Below are 23655 nucleotides of genomic sequence, written 5' to 3'. Positions count from 1 at the left end.
GGCCGGGGGCACCCGTGCCCCCGGCCAGATCCGTCTTGTCGAACTGAGCGCTACTACGGCTTCGGGATCTCCTGCAGAGCGACGATCTTGCCGCCCTCGACCTTGTAGGCCCACACGGCGACGGCGGAGAGGTCGATCTCGCCCTTGTCGGTGAACTTGAAGGTCGTGGTGACGCCCTTGCCGTTGTACGCGTCGACGAACTTCTCGACGTTGGGGCGGGTGATGTTGCCGGCCTTGACGGCGGCGACGAGGATGCTCGCGGCGTCGTACGCCTCGGCGGAGTAGGTGCCCGGCTCGTTGCCGGTCGCCTTCTTGTAGTCCGCGGCGAACGAACCGGCGGCCTTGTCCGGCGGCACGCACGGGCAGGTCAGGACAGCGCCCTCAGCGGCTTCCTTGCCCGCACCCTCGATGAACTTGTCGTCCTTGACGCCGTCGCCCGAGACGAAGGTCGCCTTGACGCCCTGGCCGCGGAGCTGCTTGACGAACGGGCCGGCCTCGGCGTAGTAGCCGCCGTAGTAGACCGCGTCGGCGCCCGAGGACTTGATCTGGGTGATCAGGGCGGAGAAGTCGGTCTGACCCTTGCTCGTCGTACCGGTCGCGACCGGGGTGACGGTCTTCTTGACCTCGTCGGCCAGGCCCTTGCCGTACTCGGAGGTGTCGTCGATGACGAACACCTTCTGAGCCTTCAGGACGTCCTTGATGTAACGGCCGGCCGCCGGGCCCTGCGCCGCGTCGTTGCCCAGGGCACGGTGGAACGTCTTCCAGCCCTGGTCGGCGAGCGTCGGGTTGGTGGCCGACGGGGTGATGATCGTGACGCCGTTGTCGGAGAGCTTGCCGTTGGCGGCCTTCGACTCACCGGAGAACGCGGGGCCGACGACACCGATGATCTTGGTGTCCTGCACGATCGCGTCCGCGATACCCGGGGCGGCCTTCTCGTCACCCTGCGAGTCGTTGTTCGCGAGCTCGATCTTGCAGTTGTCCGCGGTCTTGGCGGCGTTGTACTGGTCGATCGCCAGCTTCGCCCCGTCGCGGATGTTGATGCCCAGCGCGGCGTTCGGACCGGTCAGAGCGCCGAAGAAGGCGATCTTGACACTGCAGTCCTTGCCCGCCTTGTTCGCGTCGTCGCTGCTCTTCACGCAGCCGGCGCTGGCGCCCAGGGCGAGCGCGAGTACCGCTGCGCCGCCGAACGCCCGTACAAATGTCTGCCTCAAGGCTCCGAGCCCTCCTCCGTCGGTTGGCCGGCGTGGTCCACGCAATGTGAACGGGGACACACACCAGTCCGTGCGGCGGAAAGCTACTCCGAAATCGGGGCCGAGGGAAACACCTTGCACCGAGGCACACCCAAAACGTTACGTTTTCTTTTGCTGATCTTCGGAACCGACGTTGTCCGAACCCGTCTGATCAGCGATTATGCGGTCCGAGACCTGCCGCATGGACATCCTGTGGTCCATCGCGGCGCTCTGGATCCAGCGGAAAGCCTGGGGTTCGGTCATGTTGAACTGTGCCATCAACAGCCCCTTTGCCCGTTCCACCACCTTGCGGGTCTCCAGCCGGTCCGTCAGGCTCGCGACCTCGGACTCCAGGGCGTGCAGCTCCGCGAACCGGGACAGCGCGATCTCCACGGCCGGAACCAGGTCACTCTTCTGGAAAGGCTTCACCAGGTACGCCATCGCCCCGGCCGCCCGGGCCCGCTCGACGAGGTCCCGCTGGCTGAACGCGGTCAGGATGACCACGGGGGCGATCCGCGCGCCGGCGATCTTCTCCGCCGCCGCGATGCCGTCCATGATCGGCATCTTGATGTCCATGATGACGAGATCCGGGCGCAGTTCCTCGGCTAGTCGGACCGCCGTCTCCCCGTCGCCGGCCTCTCCCACGACGTCATAACCCTCCTCCGTGAGCATCTCGGCGAGGTCGAGCCGGATCAGGGCCTCGTCCTCGGCGATCAGAACCCGGCTGGCCTGGGCTTCGCTACTCACGGTCGGGTACCTCCTGGCGGGTCACTACTGTCGGCCTCAGCGTAGTGGGTATGCTGAACCCCGCCTTGCGCCCCTGTAGACCAATCGGCAGAGTCACGGTGCTCAAACCACCGCCAGTGTGGGTTCGAATCCCACCGGGGGCACACAGAACGACGGTCGTCCCGCTCACCGGGGCGACCTTTTTTCGTTCGGCGTGTCGTCCCACCAGCCGGTCGTGTCGTCCCACGGACCACCGGAGGCGCGGTCGGGGCGCGCCTCCGGTGGTCGGGTCGGTGCCCTAGTCGGTCACTCTCCGTCGCAGGGCGAGCAGCAGACCCACGCCCGCCAGGACCATGCTGACGGCCACCCCGATCAGGAGACCGATCCTGCCGCCGGTCACGACGAGGCCGTCAGGTCCGGGTCCGGGGGTGGTCGGAACCACCACGGGGGTACCGGTCGTGGGGCCGTTGGACAACGACGGGACCGGGGTGGGGGTGGCCGTCGGGGTGGCCGTGGGCGTCGCGCTCGGGCTCGGGCTGGAACTCGGGCTCGGGCTCGGGCTCGGGCTGAGACTCGGGCTCAAGCTCGGGCTCGGGCTCGGGCTGGGGCTCGGACTGGGGCTCGGGCTCGGACTCGGACTCGGACTCGGACTCGGACTCGGACTCGGACTCGGACTCAAGCTCGGACTCGGGCTCGGACTCGGGCTGGGGCTCGGGCTCGGGCTCGGACTCGGGCTCGGACTCGGACTCGGGCTCGGACTCGGACTCGGGCTGGCGCTGGGGCTAGGGCTCAGACTCGGGCTGGGGCTCGACGTCGGGGTCGGCGTCGGGTTGCCGCACCGGGGCAGGTCCCCGTCGAACGGATAGGCGTGCAGCTCCTGCCCACCTCCCCCGGAGAGCAGGGACGCGTGGGTCAGCCCGCCCGTGGTGAAGAACCGCCCGTTCATGCCGGGCATCCGTACCGTGGTCGTGCTCGCGGGGTTACCGACGAGCACACTCCCCTGGTACTGGCCGGAGCCGTCGAACGCGATCGTGTCCGCCGAGGGCACGTTCCACAGCAGCTTCCGGCGGAACGGGGCCCAGTTCGCCTCCGAACCGCTCGTGGTCCGCACGATCAGGGTGCCGGTCTTGACGACGTTGATCAGGATCGTGGCCGCGGGCGGCATGTTCGCGAAGACCATGTCCACGGCGCTGGTGCCGTTGGCCGCGACGATGTCGGCGTCGACGTTGATCACCTGGAGCATCGCGCTGCCGTCGCCGGTGAAGGTGGCGGTCGAGAACTCGACCTTGAAGGTGCCGGTCGGCGCGACCCGGTTGGCGTCCGCGTAGCACTTCGAGGCGGTCTCGAGCTCGCCGCGCAGGTTGGCGTACGGGGCGACGGCGTTGGCGTCCTTCACCGAGGTGTCGGTGATCATGCCGGTGCCGGTCAGGCTGCCCGCGTACCTGACCACGCCACCGTCGGCCGCCAGCGTCTGGTTCGCCGCGACGGACACGTTGCCGCCGACGGTGAGGTAGTCCGTGTTCGGCGAGGGCGGGACCCGCGAACCCGCGCCCACGACCCCGACGTTGTAGATCAGGCCGCTGGTCGTGTCCTTGTTCATGTCGAAGTTGCCGAGCACCACGATCTTGCCCTCGGACTCGGCCACCTTCTCCCGGACCAGGTAGTCGCCGCCGACGAAGGTGTTGACCCCGTCGTCGTACCCGTCGATGGGTCCGCTGTTGGGGTCGGCCCAGCTTGCCGAACAGTCGCCCGGCACGCAGGGCCCCAGGCCGCCCGGCAGCGGGTCGGCGAAGCCCGGCAGTCCCACCGCCAACGAGAACGCCGTCGCCGCCGTGAGCCCGACGGCGATGGCCGCCGCCGCCATTCTGGTTGTGCGGTCTACCCTCACGACGCCCCCCGAGGCCGATGGGTCAAAGCGCCCCAAGGGTATCTATTACCTTTTATTTGGCAATCGCGACACGCGAGGGAAAATCAGCCCACAGAATGAGGAAGAGCCGGGCGGCCACCACGGGCCGCGCGGCCCTCGTCCGTGCGGCGCACGGCCCCTTCCCACGCGGCGCGGAGCCCCCGTCCACCGCCGGCGACGGGGGGCGAAACGGGCCGACCATCATGGAACGCCGGCCCCGCGCACCGGCCCCCGTGAGCCGGATCTCCCGCCGTTCACCGGCGCGACGTCCGTCGATCAGGCGAAGTACGATCCCCGGATGCTGAATTCGGGGATTGTAAGAGACATTCGGCGAGTCCTTCGTCCGGAAGAATGTCTTTTCCTGTTCTTTGGTGTGGTGCTCATCGTCCTCATGGTCTACACCGGCGAGGGCTACGCCACACTGCTCGGTCTGGTCAGCGACATCCGGTTCCCCGCGATCGTCGCCGGCATGTGCGCCCTGGTCTACGCCCGGGCCTACTGGCGGGCCCGCCTCGACACGGTGCACCCCGCGCTCCTCAACCCCCGGGCACTCGGCGGGCCCGGCCCGTGGCCGGCGAGCCACCGGTACCGGGCCAACGCCGGTTGGCGCACCCTCGGCCGCACGCTCCGCGAGTTCAGCCCGTTGTTCGCGTGCATGGCGATCTACGAGGCGCTGCACGACCTGACGCCGGTCCTGCGCCCCGACGTCGTCGACCGGCACCTGGTCGCCATCGACCACGCCGTGTTCGGTACGGACGTCAGCCGGTGGCTCAACGACCACATCGGCTCGCCCATGATGACCTCGATCATGACGTACTGCTACGTGAGCTACGCGTTCGCGCCGCCGATCTACGCCGGGCTGCAGTACCTGCGGGGGCGGATGGACGCGTTCCGGGACTTCTCGCTGGCCATCGCGATCACCGCCTTCATCGGGTACTGCGGCTACCTGCTCGTCCCCGCCGTCGGCCCGTACATCTTCCAGGCGCACCTGTACCCCGACCCGCTGACCGACTGGGGGCACGGCGGGCTGCTGGACACCCTGAACAAGATGAAGGGCAGCGCCCGCGACGCGTTCCCCAGCCTGCACACCGCGATGACCACGGTCGTGCTCGGCCTGATGTGGCGGGACGCGCGCCGGCTGTTCTGGACGTACCTGCCGGTCGCGCTCGGCCTGTACGTCTCGACCATGTACCTGCGGGTGCACTACGCCGTGGACGTCGCCGCCGGGTTCGCGACCGCCGCGCTGGCCCTGTTCCTCACCAGCCGGATCAACACCTGGTGGCACAACCGGAAGCCGGCGGTCCCGGAGCCGGACGCCGTGCCCGTCGCGGCGGGTATCCCCCGGCAGCGGGCGGGGTCCGCGCGGGAGAAGACCCCGGTCTGACGCCGCGGGCCGGGTCCCCTCGGGAGGGGGGCCCGGCCTCGCAGCACGTCGGCGCCGCGATCCGCGGGGCGCGCCGGGCCCGCCCCACGCTGACGCCGGTGACGTCCGGCCGGGCGCGCCGCGTACCCGGAAAGGGTTCTGGGGTCTACGACCAGGCGGCCGGGTCGGCGGCCAGCGCCGTGATCCGCTCCGGGAGCTTGCCGGTCGCCACGTCCGCGACGGTGACCTCCTCGAGGATCTGCCGCTCGGCCGCCCGGAGCGCGATCCAGACCTCCTGGAGCGCCCGGGCGGTGCCCGTGTACCCGAGGTCCTCGGGCCGGTGGCCGCGCACGTTCGACAGCGGGCCGTCGATCACCCGGATCACCTCGGCGAGGTGGATCTCGGCGGCGGGGCGGGCCAGCCAGTAGCCGCCCTCGGGGCCGCGCTGGGCGTTGACGATCCCGCCCCGGCGCAGCTGGACCAGGATGCTTTCGAGGAATTTGGGCGGAATGTCCTGGGCGCGGGCGAGCTTTTCCGCCGTCACCAGCTTCTCACCGGACGCGGCGAGCTCGGCGCAGGCGCGCAGGGCGTAGTCAACCCGGGCGGAGAGTCTCATGATCGGAGGGTACGGCCTCCGTCAGCCGACGCGCCGGAGGAGTCCCTCCTGTACGGCGCTCGCCACATGCCGGCCGTCCCGGGTGAACATCCGCCCGTTGGCCAGGCCCCGGCCCCCGGAGGCCGACGGGCTCCAGCAGTCGTACAGGAACCACTCGTCCGCGCGGAACGACCGGTGGAACCACAGCGCGTGGTCCAGGCTAGCCCCGATCACCCCGCCCGGGCCCCACACCTCACCGTGCGTGGACAGCACCGAGTCCAGCAGGGTCAGGTCCGAGGCGTAGGTCAACAGGCACGCGTGCAGCAGCGGATCGTCGGGCAGCTTGCCGTCGAACCGCATCCAGACCCGCTGCCGGGGCTCCGTCGGCCGGTCACCGCTGCGGGTCCAGCCGGACTCGCCCACGTACCGCACGTCCAGCGGCCGGGGCACGCCCGCCCAGATCTGGGCCCGCTCCGGGTACTTCTCCAGCTGCTCCAGCATCGTCGGCAGCTCGTCCGGCCCCGGGACCAGCCCGATCGGGGAGTCGCTCTGGTGGTCCATCGGGTCCCGGCCGCCCTCGTCGCGGTGGAACGAGGCCGACATGAAGAAGATGGGCTTGCCGTGCTGGATCGCGGTCACCCGGCGCACCGAGAAGGAGCGGCCGTCGCGGATGTTCTCCACCGAGTACACGATGGGGATGGTCGTGTCGCCGGGCCGGACGAAGTAGCCGTGCAGGGAGTGCACCCTGCGGTCCGGCTCCATGGTGCGACCCGCCGCGACGAGGGCCTGGCCGGCGACCTGGCCGCCGTAGACCCGCTGCGGGCCGACCGGCGGGCTGATCCCCCGGAACATGTTGACCTCGACCCGCTCCAGGTCCAGGACCTCCAGCAGGGCGTCGAGCGCCTCTTGACCGACCATTGCCACAGCGTCATCCCACTTCGTTCGATGCCGCGAGGCGGCGGATCCACGGTGCCGCGTCGCTGCGGCCACGCCCCCGCCGGGCGGCGGACCACGGTGCCGCGTGGCGGTGACCACGGCCCCCACCAGGTGGCGGACCACGCTGCCACCGACGGCCCACGGTCGCCGGGGCTGGCGGGCCCGGTGACCACGGTGCCGCCGGGCGGCGGACCACGATGCTGCCACGCCGCGGCACCCGGTGTCACGCCGCGACCGCGACGGACCCCGGTGCCGCGACGGCGGCGGAGCTACCTACCGATTCTCCGTCAGGTCACCCAGGCGGTGCAGGCGGATCGTGTTCGTGGAACCGGGCGTGCCGGGGGGCGAGCCGGCGACGATGATCACCGAGTCGCCGAGCGTGGCCACCCCGAGGCCGAGGAGCGCCGAGTCGACCTGCCGGAACATCTCGTCCGTGTGCTGCACGAACGGCACCAGGAACGTCTCCACGCCCCAGGACAGCGCCAGCTGGCAGCGCACCGAGGGCTCCGGGGTGAACGCCAGCAGGGGCAGCTCGCAGTGCAGCCGGGCCAGCCGCCGGACCGTGTCGCCGGTCTGGCTGAACGCGACGAGCGCCTGCGCGTCGACCGCGTTGGCGATCTGGAACGCGGCGGCCGTGATCGCGCCGCCCGGGGTCTTCGGGGCGTGCCGGAGCTTCGGGGCCTTGAGCTCGCCGGCCTCGGTGGTCTCGATGATCCGGGCCATCGTGGAGACGGTCAGGATCGGGTACTTGCCGACCGAGGTCTCCCCCGACAGCATCACCGCGTCCGCGCCGTCGAGCACCGCGTTGGCGACGTCGGACGCCTCGGCGCGGGTCGGGCGGGAGTTCTCGATCATGGAGTCGAGCATCTGGGTGGCGACGATGACCGGCTTGGCGTCCTCGCGGCACATCTGCACGGCGCGCTTCTGGACCAGCGGCACCTGCTCCAGCGGCAGCTCCACGCCCAGGTCGCCCCGGGCCACCATGATGCCGTCGAACGCGTCCACGATCGCGTCGAGCCGCTCGACGGCCTCCGGCTTCTCGATCTTGGCGAGGACGGGCACCCGGCCGCCGGCCTCGTCCATGATCTCGTGCACGAGCTTGATGTCGTCCGGCGAGCGCACGAACGACAGCGCGACCATGTCGACCTTGAGGCCGAGCGCGAACCGCAGGTCGGCCGCGTCCTTCTCGCTCAGCGCGGGCACGGACACCGCGACGTTGGGCAGCGAGATGCCCTTGTTGTCGGACACCGTGCCGCCCTCGATGACCAGGGCCTCGATGTCGGTGCCGCCCTCGACGCCGAGGACCTCCAGCGCGAGCCGGCCGTCGTCGATCAGGAGCCGGTCGCCGGCCTTCACCTCGGCGGGCAGCTTCTTGTACGTGCAGCTCACCCGCTCGGCCGTCCCCAGGACGTCGTCGCTGGTGATCACGATCCGGTCGCCGTTGCGCCACTCGACGGGGCCGGCGGCGAACTTGCCGAGCCGGATCTTCGGGCCCTGCAGGTCGGCGAGCACCCCGACCGCGCGCCCGGTGGCGTCGGCGGCCTCGCGGACCAGGTGGTACACCCGTTCGTGGTCCGCGTGCGTGCCGTGGCTGAAGTTCAGGCGGGCGACATCCATTCCGGCCTCGACGAGGTCGCGGATGCGCTCGGGGGTGGAGGTAGCAGGGCCGAGAGTGCAGACGATTTTCGCGCGACGAGTCACCCTTCGAGCCTAGTCGGGGTGTTAGCCCAGCGTGACGCCGGTCTCGGTCGTCCCACGATGAGAACCATGACGTCCGTGGCGAAACCCCGCACAAGCATTTAATTCGAACCCGTCGATGGGTACCGGGCGGGCCGGTCGGGAAACCGAAGTGAGCGGATTTCGGATCCGACCTGCGGCGGTCCCGGCCAGGCGGCATGCTCAGGAGACGGGGAGGACCAGCCGAGGAGGGACCATGAGCAGCGCGCGGGACATCATGCACGCCGGGGTGGAATGCGTACCGGAGATGGAGACCCTGGACCGTGCGGCCCAGATGATGCGGGACCGCCAGGTCGGCTCGCTGCCCATCTGCGGGGCCGACAACAAGTTGAAGGGCATCATCACCGACCGCGACATCGTGGTGAAGTGCGTGGCGCACGGACTCGACCCGTCGAAGGTCACGGCCGCCGAACTGGCCCAGGGCCGGATCTTCTGGGTGGACGCGGGCGCCGACGAGGACGAGGTCATCCAGATGATGCAGGACCACCACATCCGCCGGCTGCCCGTGATGGACAGCGACATGATGCTGGTCGGCATGATCAGCGAGGCGGACCTGGCCACGCACGTGTCGGAGGAGAAGCTCGCCCGGTACTGCAACGCGGTGTACTCGGCCCCGCCGAGCATGTAGCACCCCCGGCCCCTGGTAGCGACACTTTGCGAAAAGGTGTCGCTACCAGGCCCTGTCCGGGTCGGTCGCGGCGCGTGGACCCGCGCCGCGCCGGGGCCGCGTGACTACACCGACAGTGCCACCGAGGACGGGCTGACCGGCGCGGGCAGCGCCCCCGGCGCCCCCAGGTAGCCGTGGATCGCGGAGGCCGCCGCGCGCCCCTCGGCGATGGCCCACACGATGAGCGAGGCGCCGCGGTGCGCGTCCCCGGCCACGAACACGCCGTCGACCGCCGTCTGCCAGTCGTCCCCGGCCGGGATCCGACCGCCCTGGGCGAGACCGAGCGGCGAGTCGGTGCCGGCGAAGCCGATCGCGAGGAGTACCAGGTCGGCGGGCAGCACCCGGGTGGTACCGGGCACCGGGGTCGCGACCCGGTCCACGACGGTCACCTCGTCGATCCGCACGCCGGTGACCCGGCCGTCCGCGCCCTCGAACTCGGAGACGGCCACGCCGAACGCGCGCTCGCCGCCCTCCTCGTGCGCGGCGTAGTCCCGCAGCAGCCAGGGCCAGGTCGGCCACGGGTCGCGCTCGCCGTCGCGGCTGGTGGGCGGCACGGGGTACCGGTCGAGCTGGGTCACGGAGGCCGCGCCCTGCCGGTGGGCGACGCCCAGGCAGTCGGCGGCCGTGTCCCCGCCGCCGATGATGACGACGTGCTTGCCGGCGGCGTCGATGGCCGGCTGCTCGCCGAACGCGATCCACCGGTTGGCCTCGACCAGGTGCTCCATGGCCTGGTGCACGCCGGAGAGCTGCCGGCCGGCGGTGTCGACCTCGCGGCCGGCGAGGGCCCCGACGGCGAGCAGCACGGCGTCGAACTCGGCGCGCAGGGCCGCCACGTCCGTGACCTCCACACCGCAGGAGAACACGACGCCCTCGGCACGGAGCTGGTCGAGCCGGGCCTCCAGCACCGTCTTCTCCAGCTTGAAGTCCGGGATGCCGTAGCGGAGCAGACCACCCGGGGCGTCGTCGCGCTCGAAGACGGTCACCGCGTGCCCGGCCCGGACGAGCTGCTGCGCGGCGGCGAGCCCGGCCGGCCCGGAGCCGACGACGGCGACGCGGGACCCGGTGGCCGGGGCGACGACGCCGGGGGCCAGGGACGCCCGGTCCCCGATCGCCTGCTCGATCTGCTTGATCGTGACCGCGTCGGACGCGATGCCGAGCACGCACGCGGCCTCGCACGGGGCGGGGCACAGCCGGCCGGTGAACTCCGGGAAGTTGTTCGTGGCGTAGAGCTGCTCGGCGGCGGCGTCGTACCGGCCGGTGCGGACCAGGTCGTTCCAGTCCGGGATCCGGTTGCCGAGCGGGCAGCCGTCGTGGCAGAACGGGATGCCGCAGTCCATGCACCGCGACGCCTGGGCCTCGAGCAGCTCGTCGGACGCCGGGAGGTAGACCTCGCGCCAGTCGGAGATCCGGACCGGCACCGGCCGGCGCGGGGCCGTCTGGCGGCCGTGGTTGAGGAAACCCTTCGGATCAGGCATGGACGACCTGCCTTTCGGAAACCACGGCCAGCGCCGCCTTGTACTCCCGGGACATCACCTGGGTGAACCGCGCCGGGTCCCACTCGGACAGCAGGAGCGCCGCCGTCGTGGAGCCGGTCAGTTCGAGGTGCTGGGCGACGATGCCCTTCAGAGCGGCCGGATCCGCGACCGGCTCCAGGTCGACCAGCTCGCGGTTGACCATGAGCGGGTCGAGGTCGAGCACGTACGCGACGCCGCCGGACATGCCGGCCGCGAAGTTGCGCCCGGTGGGGCCGAGGACGACGACGGTGCCGCCGGTCATGTACTCGCAGCCGTGGTCCCCCACGCCCTCCACGACGCCGAGCGCCCCGGAGTTGCGGACCGCGAACCGCTCGCCGACCTGGCCGCTGGCGTGGAAGGCGCCGGACGTGGCGCCGTACAGGATGGTGTTGCCCGCGATGACCTGCGCGGACGCGGCGAACCGGGCGGAGACGAACGGCCGGAGCACGATCCGCCCGCCGGACAGCCCCTTGGCGACGTAGTCGTTGGCGTCCCCGTACAGCCGCAGGGTGACGCCGCGCGGCAGGAACGCGCCGAACGACTGGCCGGCGGTCCCCCGCAGGGTCACGTCGATCGTGCCGTCGGGCAGGCCCGCGCCGCCGGCGTGCCGGGTGACGGCGGAACCGAGCAGCGTGCCCACCGACCGGTCGGTGTTGTGCACGTCGACGGTGGCCCGCAGCGGCCGGCCGGGGGTCCACCGGGACACCAGGTCCAGGTCGATCTTCGACAGGTCGTGGCTCTGGGTGGTGGTGCGGCGGCGCGCGGAGTCCACGTCCGGCATGTGCAGCACCGGCGCGAGGTCGAGGTCGCCGGAGGTCTGCCGGAGCAGTTCCACCCGCCCGACGGCCTCGTCGATCGACCGGAGCCCGAGGGCCGCGAGGTAGCCCCGGACCTCCTCGGCGAGGAACAGGAAGAAGTTCTCCACGAACTCGGGCTTCCCGGTGTAGCGCTCCCGCAGCACCGGGTCCTGGGTGGCGATGCCCACCGGGCAGGTGTCCAGGTGGCAGACCCGCATCATGACGCAGCCCTGCACGATCAGCGGGGCGGTGGCGAAGCCGAACTCCTCGGCCCCGAGCAGCGCGGCCACGATCACGTCCCGGCCGGTCTTGAGCTGGCCGTCGACCTGCACCGTGACCCGCTCGCGCAGGCCGTTGAGCAGCAGGGTCTGCTGGGCCTCGGCGAGCCCGAGCTCCCAGGGCGCGCCCGCGTGCTTCAGGGAGTTCATCGGCGAGGCGCCGGTACCCCCGTCGTGGCCGGAGATCAGGATGACGTCGGCCTTGGTCTTGGCCACGCCGGCCGCGACCGTGCCCACGCCGACCTCGGACACCAGTTTGACGTGGATCCGGGCCGCGTCGTTGGCGTTCTTCAGGTCGTGGATGAGCTGGGCGAGGTCCTCGATGGAGTAGATGTCGTGGTGCGGCGGCGGCGAGATCAGCCCGACGCCGGCCGTGGAGTGCCGGGTCCGCGCGATCCAGGGCCAGACCTTGTTGCCGGGCAGCTGGCCGCCCTCGCCGGGCTTGGCGCCCTGGGCCATCTTGATCTGGATGTCGTCGGCGTTCACCAGGTACTCGCTGGTCACGCCGAACCGGCCCGACGCGACCTGCTTGACGGCACTCCGTCGCTCGGGGTCGTAGAGGCGCGAAGGGTCCTCGCCGCCCTCGCCGGTGTTGGACTTGCCGCCGAGGCGGTTCATCGCGATCGCCAGGTCGGTGTGCGCCTCGGCGCTGATCGAGCCGTAGGACATCGCGCCGGTGTTGAACCGCTTCACGATCTCCGACGCGGGCTCGACCTCGTCCAGCGGCACCGGCTCCGTGTCGGTGAAGCCCAACAGGCCGCGCAACGACCCGCTGTCGGCGGTCAGACCGTCGACCTTCGACGTGTACTTGCGGAACACGTCGAACTGCTTCGACCGCGTCGCGTGCTGGAGCAGGAACACGGTCTCCGGGTTGAACAGGTGCACCTCGCCGTCGCGCCGGTACTGGTACTCCCCGCCGGTGCCCAGTTCCGTCGCGCCCCCGTGGGCGGCCGCGTGCCGGCGGGCGACCGCGTCGGCCACCCCGTCCAGCCCGATGCCGCCGAGCCGGGCGGTGGTGCCCGCGAAGTAGCGCCCGACCAGCTCGGTGGACAGGCCGATGGCCTCGAAGACCTGCGCGCCGCAGTACGAGCTGACGGTGGAGATGCCCATCTTGCTCATCACCTTGAGCACGCCCTTGCCGAGCGCCTTGACCACGTTGCGGGTGGCCTTCGCCGGCTCCAGGTCGAGCCCACCGGTGCTGATCAGGTCCTCGACGGACTCCAGGGCGAGGTACGGGTTGACCGCCGCCGCCCCGTACCCGATGAGCAGGGCGACGTGGTGCACGGCCCGGCAGTCGCCCGACTCGACGACCAGCGACGCCCGGGTGCGGGTCTGCTCGCGGACCAGGTGCTGGTGGACCGCCGCCGTGAGCAGCAGCGACGGGATCGGCGCCAGGTCGGCGGTGGAGTCGCGGTCGGACAGCACCAGGATCCGGACGCCGTCCTCGATCGCCTCGGACACGTGCCGGCAGATCTCGGTGATCCGGGCCTTGAGGCCGGCCGCGCCGTCGGCGACCCGGTACAGCCCGGAGACCCGCACGGCCTGGAAGCCGGGCAGGTTGCCGTCCTCGTCGATCGACAGGATCTTGGCCAGCTCGTCGTTGTCGATCACCGGGTAGGGCAGGGTGATCTGGCGGCAGCTCGCCGGCCCCGGGTCGAGCAGGTTGTGCTCGGGCCCGATGGTGGTCGCGACGCTGGTGACCAGCTCCTCGCGGATCGCGTCCAGCGGCGGGTTCGTGACCTGCGCGAACAGCTGGCTGAAGTAGTCGTACAGCAGCCGGGGGCGCTTGCTCAGCGCGGCGATCGGCGTGTCGGTACCCATCGAACCGAGGGGTTCCGCGCCGGAGGAGGCCATCGGGCCCAGCAGGAGGCGCAGCTCCTCGGCCGTGTAGCCGAACGTCTGCTGCCGGCGGAGCACCGAGGCGTGGGTGTAGACGATGTGCTCGCGCTCCGGCAGGGTCTCCAGGTGCATCAGCCCGGCGTGCAGCCAGTCCGTGTACGGCTCGGCGGCGGCCAGTTCGGCCTTCACCTCGTCGTCGGAGACGATCGTGTGCGCCGCGGTGTCGACCAGGAACATCCGGCCCGGCTGGAGCCGGCCCTTGGCGATCACGGTCGCCGGGTCCAGGTCCACGACCCCGGCCTCGCTGGCCAGGATGACCAGGTCGTCGGACGTGCGCCACCAGCGCGCGGGCCGCAGCCCGTTGCGGTCCAGCACGGCCCCGATCCGGGTGCCGTCGGTGAACGCGACGCAGGCCGGCCCGTCCCAGGGCTCCATCAGCGAGCCGTGGAACTGGTAGAAGGCCCGCTTCGCGGGGTCCATGTCCGGGTCGTTCTCCCAGGCCTCGGGCACCATCATCAGCACCGCGTGCGGCAGGCTCCGCCCGGACAGGTGCAGCAGTTCGAGGACCTCGTCGAACGTGGCCGAGTCGCTGGCGCCGGGGGTGGCGATCGGGAACAGCCGCCGGATCCGGCCGGGCAGCACGGTGCTGTCCAGCAGGGCCTCGCGGGCGGCCATCCAGTTCCGGTTGCCCTTGATCGTGTTGATCTCCCCGTTGTGCGCGACGAGCCGGTACGGGTGCGCCAGCGGCCACGACGGGAACGTGTTGGTGGAGAACCGGCTGTGCACCAGCGCCAGCGCGCTGACGATCCGGGGGTCGGTCAGCTCGGTGAAGAACGTGCCCAGCTGGGCCGGGGTGAGCATGCCCTTGTAGACGACCGTGCGGGTCGACAGCGACGGGAAGTACAGGGGGGCGCCGCGTTCGCGGGACTCGCGCTCGGCCTGCTTGCGGACGCAGTACACGACGCGTTCGAGGTCCATGCCGCTCTTGCCCTCGTCCGAGGCGAGGAAGACCTGCCGGATGAGGGGCATCGCGTCCACGGCGTCCTGGCCGAGGCCCGTCTCGTCGGTCGGGACGTCGCGCCAGCCCAGGATGTGGGCGTGCTCGGCGATCGCGAACTTCTCCAGGACCCGGGTGTCGTCGGTCTCCATGAACACGAGACCGGTGGCGTAGTGGCCGGGCGGCGGGAGGTCGAAGTCGACCGTGGCCCGGTAGTACGCGTCCGGGATCTGGATCATGATGCCCGCGCCGTCGCCGGTCCCCGGATCCGCGCCCTGCGCGCCCCGGTGCTCCATGCGAACCAGGGCGGAGAGCCCCTTGCGTACCACATCGTGGGACGCGCCACGAAGGTCCGCCACGAAGGCGACGCCACAGGCATCGTGTTCGTTGGCGGGATCGTAAAGGCCCTGGAGTGCGGGGATGCGGGAACCAGGCATCGAGCCTCCTGACGCGGTCGCATGGTGGCGGGACAGCGTCGGCCCGGTAGGTGGAACTGAGTGTACGCGACCGGAGGTGTCTAGCAGTACACCCGTCTTGTGATCAAAGTAACGAGCGGATGAATTGGCACATTCAGAATAGTCGCGACAACAGCTCGGCTCCCAGATACGCCACCGGAACACCCGCCAGCAGGCCCGCGAGGAAGAAGGCCCAGCCCGCCCGCGACACCCGGTCACGGGACGTGCGGATCCAGTGGTCGACCTGGGAGACGACGAGCAGCAGGGCCGCCGAGAAGACGACCAGCACGAACACCCCGACCGCGAACCGGCCCCACCACGGCAGGTCGTCGGGGAGCAGCCGGGCGAGCATCCAGGCGAGGACCGCGGCGGGCACGTAGAACACGAGGGCCGCGCCACAGCCGGAGGTGCGGACGCCGAGGTTCGCGCCGGCGGGCAACATGGCAGTAGCGTACCGCCGGGAATCACTGTGTGTAATGTCGGAAATCCGTCGCGGCGGGAGGTTTAGACCGCCCGGCCGTCCCCAGTGGAGAGTGTCCGACGGGTACGGCGGGCGGCGCGCGCTCAGCAGAGCATGCCGCCGCAGCGTGCGCGCAGGATCGCGACCGAGTACCGGGTCGCGCTCTGCCCGCCCTGGCTGTAGGTGACCGCCGCGTGGATCTCGCTGTCGAACGCCCCGCCCGGCACGGACACCGCGCAGGTCGCCGAGGACGAGGTGCAGCCGGTGATCACGGACGTGTACGGCCCGCTGACGTTCCACGAGTAGGTGTAGGCGCCGGAGAGGTTCTGCACCTGGAAGGCCACGTTGTAGGTGGTCGCGGCCATGCTGTCGTGACAGCCCGCGGACCAGGTGAAGATCGTGCCCGGCGCGATGCGGCAGCCGAACGTCTCGTCGCCGAACGCGGCGGCGGCGGGTGAGGTGGAACCCAGGGTGAGGGCGGGGCCGCGACCAGTGTCGCGGCGAGGCTGACCAGCACGGAACGCAGGCGAGACTTCATGGGAATCTCCGCTCTGGGGGGTTATGTCGGGCGAGCCTAGCAACGCCGGGGGCCAACATTCAAGAGGTCTTGAACGTTGATCACCCATCGAAGATGGAAAATGCACGACGGGGCGCCGGGTGTGCCGGATGCCCGCCGGGCGGGCAGCGAGAAGCCCCGCACACCGTGGGGCGCGCGGGGCTTCTCGTACCCGTCGAAGGTGCTATCGCAGGAAGGGTTTGCGTTTGCGGGTCTGCCACAGGTACGCCGGGTTGTTGCGGAAGTAGCGCCGCCACAGCCGCTTCGGCTCCTTGGTCAGCCGGAACGCCCACTCCAGGCCGCGCTTCTGGATCCAGGCCGGGGCCTGGGGCACGAGCCCCGCGTGGAAGTCGAACGCCGCGCCCACCCCGAACAGCGCTGGCGCGTCCAGCCGGCCGACGTGCGCCGCCATCCACCGCTCCTGCTTCGGCGTCGACAGCCCCACCCAGACCAGCTCGGCCCCCGAGGAGTTGATCTCGCGGACGATCGCGTCGTCCTCCTCGGGCGTCAGCGGCCGGAACGGCGGGGAGTGCATCCCGACGATCTTCAGGCCGGGGAACCGCTCCGTGAGCTTCGCGGCGAGCAGCTCGGGCACGCCGTCGTTGCCGCCGTAGAGGTAGGAGCCCCAGCCCCGTTCGGCCGCGCGGGCCAGGACGGTGAGCATCAGGTCCGGGCCGTAGACCCGGGTCATCCAGTCCGCGCCGGCCTGGTGGCCCGCCCAGACCATCGGCATGCCGTCGGGCGTGGTCAGGCCCGACTCGTTGTGGATCCGCAGCAGGTCGGGATCGCGCTGCGACTCCATCACGCCGTGCACGCCGGTGACGCACACGTAGTGCCGCTCGCGCTGGTCGACCCAGCGGGTGACCTCCCCGACGGCCATGTCCATGTTGACCGCGGACACGCCGACGCCGAGGACGTCGACCCGCTGGATCGGCGGGGCCTCCCCCGCCGACCGGGGATGCAACCCTGACATCAGTTGGTGTACGCCAGACCCGCGGCCCGGGCCTTGGCCTGCTCCAGGATCCACGCGTACGTCTGGGCGATGCCGTCGCGCAGCCGCGTCGAGGGCTCCCAGCCGAACTCCTTGAGGATCAGCGTGTTGTCGCTGTTGCGGCCACGGACGCCGAGCGCGCCGGGCACGTGCTTGTAGCTCAGCTCGACGCCGGCGATGTCGGCGACCAGGGCGTAGAGCTCGTTGATCGTGACGACCTCGGAGGAGCCCACGTTGATCGGCTCGTCGAAGTGGCCCCGGGTGACCCGGAGGATGCCGTCGACGCAGTCGTCCACGTACGTGAACGAGCGGGTCTGCAGGCCGTCGCCCCAGATCTCGATCTCGTGGTTGCCGGTCAGCACGGCGTTGGCGACCTTGCGGCACGCGGCGGCGGGGGCCTTCTCGCGGCCGCCGTCCCAGGTGCCGTTCGGGCCGTAGATGTTGTGGAAGCGGGCGATCCGGGTCGCCATGCCGTAGTCCTCGCGGAAGTGCCGGGCGAGGCGCTCGGAGAACAGCTTCTCCCAGCCGTAGCCGTCCTCGGGCATGGCCGGGTACGCGTCCTCCTCCTTCAGCGCGACGATGTCGGCGTCGGTCTGCTTGTCGGCCGCGTAGACGCAGGCCGAGGAGGAGTAGAAGAACCGGTCGACACCGGCCTCCTTGGCGGCCATCAGCACGTGGGTGCTGGTGAGCACCGACAGCATGCAGGCGGCCTTGTTGTTCTCGATGAAGCCCATGCCGCCCATGTCGGCCGCCAGGTTGAACACCTCGCCGGCCCCGCCGTCGACCACGGCGCGCGCGTCCTGCAACAGGGAGACGTCGGCGACGACCTCCTCGGCGGTGTCGAACCTCTGGTACCACTCGTTGAGGGGTTTGATGTCCACCGCTCGGACGGTCTTGCCCTCCGCGAGGAGTGCCCTGGTGAGGTGTCCGCCGATGAACCCGCCGGCCCCGGTGACTACCGCGTCGATCTTCGCCATGCTTGAGGGTCTCCCATTCTTTTCCGCTCGACCCAGGATACTCGCGTTACTTCTGTTCTGTTTTATCCACGTTTGTCGCCGTCTCGGACCCGGCGTCGGTGGGCTTCGTCGCCTCGGGTTCGGCGTCGTCCCCGTCGATTCCGGGGGCCTCCGCGTCGGGCTCGGAAGCCTCGGGCTCCGCAGCCTCGACGTCGGACCCGGCGGCCTCGGGCCCGGAAGCCTCGGGCCCGGAAGTCTCGGGGTCGGAGGTCTCCGGGTCGGGCGCCTCGGGGTCCGGGTCGTCGGACCCGTCGTCGTCGCCGTCGGAGTCCACCTTCGCCGCCGTGCCGGGTTCCGGCTCCCAGTCGAGGGGTACGGGGCGCATCTCGTCGCCGATCGTGACCAGCTTCTCCTGGGGCATGCCGCGCTTCATCACGAAGTACGCCAGCGCGCCGAGGAACACCGCGATCGACACCCACACGTTGATCCGGACGCCCAGGAACTCGTTCGCCGTGTCGGTGCGCATCGCCTCGATCCAGGACCGGCCGGCGGTGTAGCCCATCACGTACAGCGCGAAGGCCCGGCCCCAGCCGAGCTTGAAGCGCCGCTCCGCCCAGATCACCAGGCCCGCGACCCCGACGTTCCACACGGCCTCGTAGAGGAACGTGGGGTGGTACAGGCCGTCCTTGAGCAGCGGCTGGTTGTCCGGGCCGGTGAGCGCGCGGCCGGTCGTCGAGTCCCACTCGTGCACCTGGAGACCCCAGGGCAGGGTGGTCGGACCGCCGAACAGCTCGTTGTTCACCCAGTTGCCGAACCGGCCGATCGCCTGCGCGACGGGCAGCCCGGGGGCGAGCGCGTCGGCCACCATCCGCAACGGCAGGCCCATCCTGCGGCACGCGATCCACGCGCCCAGGGCGCCGCCCGCGACACCGCCCCAGATGCCGAGGCCGCCCTCCCAGATGTAGAGGGCCTTGATCGGGTCACCGGCCGCGCCGAAGTACGCCTGCGGGGAGGTGATCACGTGGTAGAGCCGGGCGCCGACGATGCCGAACGGCACCGCCCACACCGCGACGTCGAGCACCGCGTACTTCGGCGCGCCCCGTCGGCGCATCCGTACCTCGGTGATCCAGCAGGCCACGACAATGCCGAGCACGATGCAGAGCGCGTAGCCCCGGATCGGCAGCGGACCGAGGTGCCACACGCCCACGGAGGGGCTGGGGATCGATGCCAAATTCACCCGCGCACCTTACCCCGCACTCCCCCCGCTGGCGAGATCAGCGTGCCGGCCGTGGCGTCGCCGGATGGTTGCCGGCGTTCACCAGTTCCTTCACCGCGTCCTTCGGGCTCTTCTGGGTCACCAGGCCCTCGCCGACCAGCACCGCGTCCGCGCCCGCCGAGGCGTACCGGATGAGGTCGTGCGGACCCCGTACCCCGGACTCGGCGATCTTGACGACGTTGTTGGGCAGCCCCGGCGCGATCCGCTCGAACGTCGACCTGTCGACCTCCAGGGTCTTCAGGTTGCGCGCGTTCACGCCGATCAGCCGGGCACCGGCCTCCAGGGCGATGTCGGCCTCGTCCTCGTCGTGCACCTCGACCAGAGCGGCCATGCCGAGGGACTCGATCCGTTCGAGGAGTCCGACGAGCACGTTCTTCTCCAGCGCGGCCACGATCAGGAGCACCATGTCCGCGCCGTAGGCCCGGGCCTCGTGCACCTGGTAGCTCGACACCACGAAGTCCTTGCGCAGCACCGGCACGTTCACCGCCACACGGACCGCCGCGAGGTCGTCGAGGCTGCCGCCGAACCAGCGGCCCTCGGTGAGGACGCTGATCACCCGCGCCCCGCCGTCCGCGTACTGCGCGGCCAGGTCCGCCGGGTCGGGGATGTCCGCGAGGGCACCCTTCGACGGCGAGGAACGCTTCACCTCGGCGATCACCCCGACCCCCGGGGCACGGAGTGCCGCATAGGCGTCGAGCGCCGGCCGAGCGGCTGCTGCGCGCTCCTTGACCAGCTCTAACGGAACCTGCTGTTGGCGGGACGCGACATCTTCGCGAACCCCGGCCAAAATTTCGTCCAGCACACTCACCGCGGACTCCCCTCTCCGGGCGCCATGCGGCCGATCGTAGGGCCAGGAACTCAGGGACCCGGAGCCGGGGTATGTCCCACCTCACGTCACGGAATCGTGCATAATGCGCGACCTCTTGGCGACTCGGGCGTTAACCTCGGATCTTTTCACCGCGTTATCAGGATAAGTGGTGACCATCCGGTCGGGTGGGGTCCTCCCCCCGATCCAGGGCCGACCACATGTCGTCCTTCTGTTCGGATCCGCGCTCGTAGCGGGCGCCCATGGTCGGCCAGCCCGCCCCGGCCCGGAGGGTCACCGCGCCCGCCGCGCACAGCGCCAGGCCGGACAGGGCGTTGCCGACGGGCAGCAGCACCCGGGCCGCGCCGTCGGCGTCCAGGCCGTACCCAGAGGCCGCCAGGACGCCCAGGCCCGCCAGGACCAGGAGCGCACCCACCAGACGCCGTCCGAGGCCCCTGGTGGCCAGCAGGGCGCCCGCGCCGGCCATCGCCACGACGGCCGCGGGGGTGAGCCACGGGGTGGTGTCCGCGCCCGAGCGGGTCAGGCGCTCCACGGGGAGCGGGTCGGGGCGGGCGACCAGCTCGACCAGCCAGGGGCGGGTGCCCAGCCAGAGGGCGAGACCGGCGAAGACCAGGACACCCACGACGGTGTACGCGAGGCCGCGGCCGCCGGTGAGGCGGGCGGCGAGGGAGCGGTCCCCAGCCGGACGGGCCGGTGCGGTGCCGTCCCCGGCCGGCCGGTCCCCGGCGGGGTCGGGGGGTGCGGCGCGGTCGGGCGGTGCGGCGTGGTCGCCGGGGGGCCGCTCCGCCGGGGTCGGGCCCGGGTCGGCGGCCATCAGCCGGTCCCCTGCCACCCGTCGGCGACCTTCGCGCCGGCCGGCGGGGCGGGGTGCCCGTGGGTGGGCCGCGCCGGGGCCGCCGTCGGGCCGGCCGGGCGCATCGTGCCCGCCGAGGCGATGGCGGACAGCACCGCCGCCGCCTTGTTGCGGGTCTCCAGGTCCTCCGTCGCCGGGTCGGAGTCGGCGACCACCCCGGCCCCGGCCTGCACGTACGCGCGGCCGTCGCGGATCAGGGCCGTGCGGATCGCGATGGCCATGTCCAGGTCGCCGGCGAAGTCGACGTAGCCGACCGTGCCGCCGTACAGGCCGCGCCGGGTCGGCTCCAGCTCCTCGATGATCTCCATCGCGCGGACCTTCGGGGCGCCGGAGAGCGTGCCGGCCGGGAAGGTCGCGGTCAGCGCGTCCAGGGCCGTGCGGTCCGGCTCCAGCTCGCCGACGACCGTGGACACGATGTGCATCACGTGGCTGTACCGCTCGACCTGGAAGAACTCCGGCACGTGCACGCTGCCCGGCACGCAGACCCGGCCCAGGTCGTTGCGGCCCAGGTCCACGAGCATCACGTGCTCGGCGCGCTCCTTGGGGTCGGCGAGCAGCTCGTGGGCGAGCGCCGTGTCCTCCTCCGGGGTGGCGCCGCGCGGCCGGGTACCCGCGATCGGGTGCAGCAGGGCGCGGCGGCCGGTGACCTTGACGTGCGCCTCCGGGGAGGAGCCGACGATGTCGAAGTCGTCGAACCGCAGCAGGTACATGTACGGGCTGGGGTTCGTGGCGCGCAGTACCCGGTAGATGTCCAGGGGGTCGGCGTCGGTGTCCGTCTCGAACCGCTGCGAGGGCACGATCTGGAAGCACTCCCCGGCCCGGATCGCCTCCTTGGCGACCTCCACGGCCTTGCCGTAACCGCCCTCGGGGGTCCGCCCCGCGACGTGCTCCGCCGGCATCCTCGTCATGGTGGCGACCATCGGCGGGGTGGGCTGGGCGAGCGCGGCGGCCATGTCGTCGAGCCGGCGGACGGCGTCGGCGTAGGCCTCACCGCCGGATGCCCCCGGAGCCGCCAGAATGGCATTGGCGATCAGCAGGACCGAGCCGTCCAGGTGGTCCAGGACCGCCAGGTCGGTGGCCAGCAGCATGCCCAGTTCCGGCAGGTGCAGGTCGTCCTCCGCGATCACCGGGAGCTTCTCGATCCGGCGCACGATGTCGTAGGCCAGGTAGCCGACCAGGCCGCCCGTGAGGCTCGGCAGGCCCTCCACCCGGGGCGAGGCCAGCAGCTCGGCGGTGGCGCGGAGCATCTCGAGCGGATCACCCTCGACGGGTACGCCGGCCGGCGGGTCGCCGAGCCACACGCCGCGCCCGTCGCGCTCGGTCAGGGTGGCGCAGGACCGGACCCCGATGAAGCTGTACCGGGACCACACGCCGCCCGACTCCGCCGACTCCAGCAGGAACGTGCCCGGCCCGCCGGCCAGCTTGCGGAACATCCCGACCGGGGTCTCCGCGTCGGCCAGCAGCCGGCGGGTCACCGGCACCACCCGGCGGCCGGCGGCCAGTGCGTGGAACGTCGCCTCGTCCGGGAGGATCTCGCCGGTGGTCATGCCAACTCCAAAGGGGTGAAGAAGCAGCTCGGTGCGCCGGTGTGGCAGGCGGGACCGGTCTGGTCCACCTTCAGGAGCAGGGCGTCGCCGTCGCAGTCCAGGTCCACGGACAGCACCCGCTGGACATGTCCGGACTGCTCGCCCTTGACCCAGTATTCCCCTCGACTCCGCGACCAGTACGTCGCCCGGCCGGTGGCCAGGGTGCGGCGGAGCGCCTCGTCGTCCATCCAGGCGAGCATCAGCACCTCGCCGGTGTCGTGCTGCTGGGCGATGGCGGCCACCAGGCCGTCGGCGTCGCGTTTCAGTCGGGCGGCGATCTCGGGTGCCAGAGTCTCGGTCACGAGGAGTGATTCTTCCTGATGTCGTATCGGTACGTGCCCCAGCGGGCCACGAACGGCCGGGACCGCCGCTCCGCGCCCACCCGGTCGAGCAGGTCCACGGTCAACCGGCCGATCGCCGCCTGGGCCCGTTTGCCCGCCAGGATGCCCGAGGACCGCAGCTCGAACCGACCGTGGGGCCCGGCGTCGACCCGCAGCCAGCGGGCCGCCCCGAACGGGTCCGAGAACGCGTCGACCCGCTCGACGGCGGCCACGGGCAGCCGCAGTTCCTGCCAGTCCTGTCCGCGGCCCTTGGCGCGCAGCACGAGCGTCGCCCCGCCCAGGGTCACCTCGACGTCGGACAGCACCGTCCGGCGCAGCCAGAACACGCCGCCGACGATCAGGACGAGCAGGATCGTCAGGTACAGGAACGGCGCGCCCACCGCGAACCTGCGGGCCGCCGCGTTGCCGATCAGGCCCAGGGTGGCGAACAGCGTGACCATCCCGAGCAGCCCGAAGCCGAGCCCCGCGACGATCGAGCCGGACAGGGTGGTGGTGCGCAGCTGGTAGCGCTGGGCCTGCGCGGGCGGCGGCCCCGGGCGGCGCGGCCGGCCCCGGGCGCGGTCCACGGACCAGCCGACGGTGTGCGCGAGCAGGTATCCGGCCACGGCCCCGGCCAGGCCGCCCCAGCCGGGCCAGCCGGCGAGGGCCCCTGCCGCGACGAGGGCGAGCATGCCGGCCACCCGTGCGGGCGCTCGGTTCCACCAGGCCATGTCACTCCCCTTCGCCGTCGTCAACATATGCGAGGGCGGGGGTGGCCGCCCACCGGGTGAC

The 23655-nt window shown here is 71.4% G+C and carries 19 protein-coding genes, 1 tRNA gene and 1 pseudogene; 3 read left to right on the top strand and 18 right to left on the bottom strand.

The window, feature by feature from the left end; genetic code table 11:
- Positions 1-53: 53 nt before the first annotated feature.
- Complete coding sequence (locus PT931_RS03520; RefSeq protein WP_456244239.1) at positions 54-1211, bottom strand: branched-chain amino acid ABC transporter substrate-binding protein; 1158 nt, start codon at positions 1209-1211, stop codon at positions 54-56.
- Between the two features lie 138 nt (positions 1212-1349).
- Complete coding sequence (locus PT931_RS03515) at positions 1350-1976, bottom strand: ANTAR domain-containing response regulator (protein WP_456244238.1); 627 nt, start codon at positions 1974-1976, stop codon at positions 1350-1352.
- Positions 1977-2045: 69 nt separating this feature from the next.
- On the opposite strand from PT931_RS03515, the gene PT931_RS03510 reads away from it, so the two are divergent.
- Positions 2046-2119, top strand: a tRNA-Leu gene (locus PT931_RS03510).
- A 134-nt stretch (positions 2120-2253) separates the two neighbouring features.
- On the opposite strand, the gene PT931_RS03505 is transcribed toward PT931_RS03510, so the two are convergent.
- Positions 2254-3843, bottom strand: coding sequence for a choice-of-anchor A family protein (locus tag PT931_RS03505; protein WP_456244237.1), 1590 nt, complete (start codon positions 3841-3843; stop codon positions 2254-2256).
- Positions 3844-4237: 394 nt separating this feature from the next.
- Between PT931_RS03505 and PT931_RS03500 the strand changes: the two genes are divergently transcribed.
- The gene (locus tag PT931_RS03500; RefSeq protein ID WP_456244236.1) at positions 4238-5245 is read left to right on the top strand and encodes a phosphatase PAP2 family protein; all 1008 of its coding nucleotides are present in this window, start codon (positions 4238-4240) and stop codon (positions 5243-5245) included.
- A 145-nt stretch (positions 5246-5390) separates the two neighbouring features.
- Here the strand turns inward: PT931_RS03500 and PT931_RS03495 are convergent, their stop codons facing one another.
- The 3 genes from PT931_RS03495 to pyk form a co-directional block, all read right to left on the bottom strand.
- Positions 5391-5840, bottom strand: coding sequence for an RrF2 family transcriptional regulator (locus PT931_RS03495; protein WP_456244235.1), 450 nt, complete (start codon positions 5838-5840; stop codon positions 5391-5393).
- A 21-nt stretch (positions 5841-5861) separates the two neighbouring features.
- On the bottom strand, positions 5862-6737 hold the full coding sequence (locus PT931_RS03490) for an acyl-CoA thioesterase (protein WP_456244234.1): 876 nt from the start codon (positions 6735-6737) through the stop codon (positions 5862-5864).
- Positions 6738-7028: 291 nt separating this feature from the next.
- On the bottom strand, positions 7029-8456 hold the full coding sequence (gene pyk / locus PT931_RS03485) for a pyruvate kinase (protein WP_456244233.1): 1428 nt from the start codon (positions 8454-8456) through the stop codon (positions 7029-7031).
- Between the two features lie 232 nt (positions 8457-8688).
- Here pyk and PT931_RS03480 point away from each other — a divergent pair, with 232 nt between their 5' ends.
- Positions 8689-9120, top strand: coding sequence for a CBS domain-containing protein (locus PT931_RS03480; RefSeq protein ID WP_363728508.1), 432 nt, complete (start codon positions 8689-8691; stop codon positions 9118-9120).
- Positions 9121-9224: 104 nt separating this feature from the next.
- Here PT931_RS03480 and PT931_RS03475 read toward each other — a convergent pair whose 3' ends face one another.
- The 12 genes and pseudogenes from PT931_RS03475 to PT931_RS03420 form a co-directional block, all read right to left on the bottom strand.
- The gene (locus tag PT931_RS03475; RefSeq protein ID WP_456244232.1) at positions 9225-10634 is read right to left on the bottom strand and encodes a glutamate synthase subunit beta; all 1410 of its coding nucleotides are present in this window, start codon (positions 10632-10634) and stop codon (positions 9225-9227) included.
- Positions 10627-15021 carry a glutamate synthase large subunit gene (gene gltB / locus PT931_RS03470; RefSeq protein WP_456244231.1) on the bottom strand — a complete coding sequence of 1465 codons (4395 nt, stop codon included), beginning with the start codon at positions 15019-15021 and terminating at the stop codon, positions 10627-10629. The genes PT931_RS03475 and gltB overlap by 8 nt, the downstream gene beginning before the upstream one ends.
- A 133-nt stretch (positions 15022-15154) precedes the next feature.
- The gene (locus PT931_RS03465; protein ID WP_456244230.1) at positions 15155-15481 is read right to left on the bottom strand and encodes a hypothetical protein; all 327 of its coding nucleotides are present in this window, start codon (positions 15479-15481) and stop codon (positions 15155-15157) included.
- Positions 15482-15603: 122 nt separating this feature from the next.
- Positions 15604-15864, bottom strand: a complete 261-nt coding sequence (locus PT931_RS03460; protein ID WP_456244229.1) for a hypothetical protein — start codon at positions 15862-15864, stop codon at positions 15604-15606.
- 375 nt (positions 15865-16239) lie between these two features.
- The gene (locus PT931_RS03455; RefSeq protein WP_456244228.1) at positions 16240-17028 is read right to left on the bottom strand and encodes a WecB/TagA/CpsF family glycosyltransferase; all 789 of its coding nucleotides are present in this window, start codon (positions 17026-17028) and stop codon (positions 16240-16242) included.
- Positions 17028-18023 (bottom strand): NAD-dependent epimerase/dehydratase family protein, encoded by a 996-nt coding sequence (locus PT931_RS03450; RefSeq protein ID WP_363728499.1) that lies wholly within the window; start codon positions 18021-18023, stop codon positions 17028-17030. Before PT931_RS03450 ends, PT931_RS03455 begins: the two co-directional genes overlap by 1 nt.
- A gap of 46 nt (positions 18024-18069) precedes the next feature.
- The gene (gene lgt / locus PT931_RS03445; RefSeq protein WP_456244227.1) at positions 18070-19239 is read right to left on the bottom strand and encodes a prolipoprotein diacylglyceryl transferase; all 1170 of its coding nucleotides are present in this window, start codon (positions 19237-19239) and stop codon (positions 18070-18072) included.
- Positions 19240-19276: 37 nt separating this feature from the next.
- Entirely contained in the window at positions 19277-20080 is an 804-nt protein-coding gene (gene trpC, locus PT931_RS03440) for an indole-3-glycerol phosphate synthase TrpC (RefSeq protein ID WP_456244277.1), read from the bottom strand.
- Between the two features lie 163 nt (positions 20081-20243).
- Positions 20244-20936, bottom strand: coding sequence for a Trp biosynthesis-associated membrane protein (locus PT931_RS03435; protein ID WP_456244226.1), 693 nt, complete (start codon positions 20934-20936; stop codon positions 20244-20246).
- Between the two features lie 74 nt (positions 20937-21010).
- Positions 21011-22504: pseudogene (locus PT931_RS03430) on the bottom strand (anthranilate synthase component I); the annotation flags it as partial.
- Complete coding sequence (gene hisI / locus PT931_RS03425; RefSeq protein WP_456244225.1) at positions 22501-22845, bottom strand: phosphoribosyl-AMP cyclohydrolase; 345 nt, start codon at positions 22843-22845, stop codon at positions 22501-22503. The gene hisI and the pseudogene PT931_RS03430, both read right to left, overlap by 4 nt.
- Entirely contained in the window at positions 22842-23594 is a 753-nt protein-coding gene (locus PT931_RS03420) for a hypothetical protein (RefSeq protein WP_456244224.1), read from the bottom strand. The genes hisI and PT931_RS03420 overlap by 4 nt, the downstream gene beginning before the upstream one ends.
- Positions 23595-23655: the final 61 nt, after the last annotated feature.

It is taken from the genome of Longispora urticae, assembly GCF_053902585.1.
This window is presented reverse-complemented; position numbering and strand designations above follow the sequence as displayed.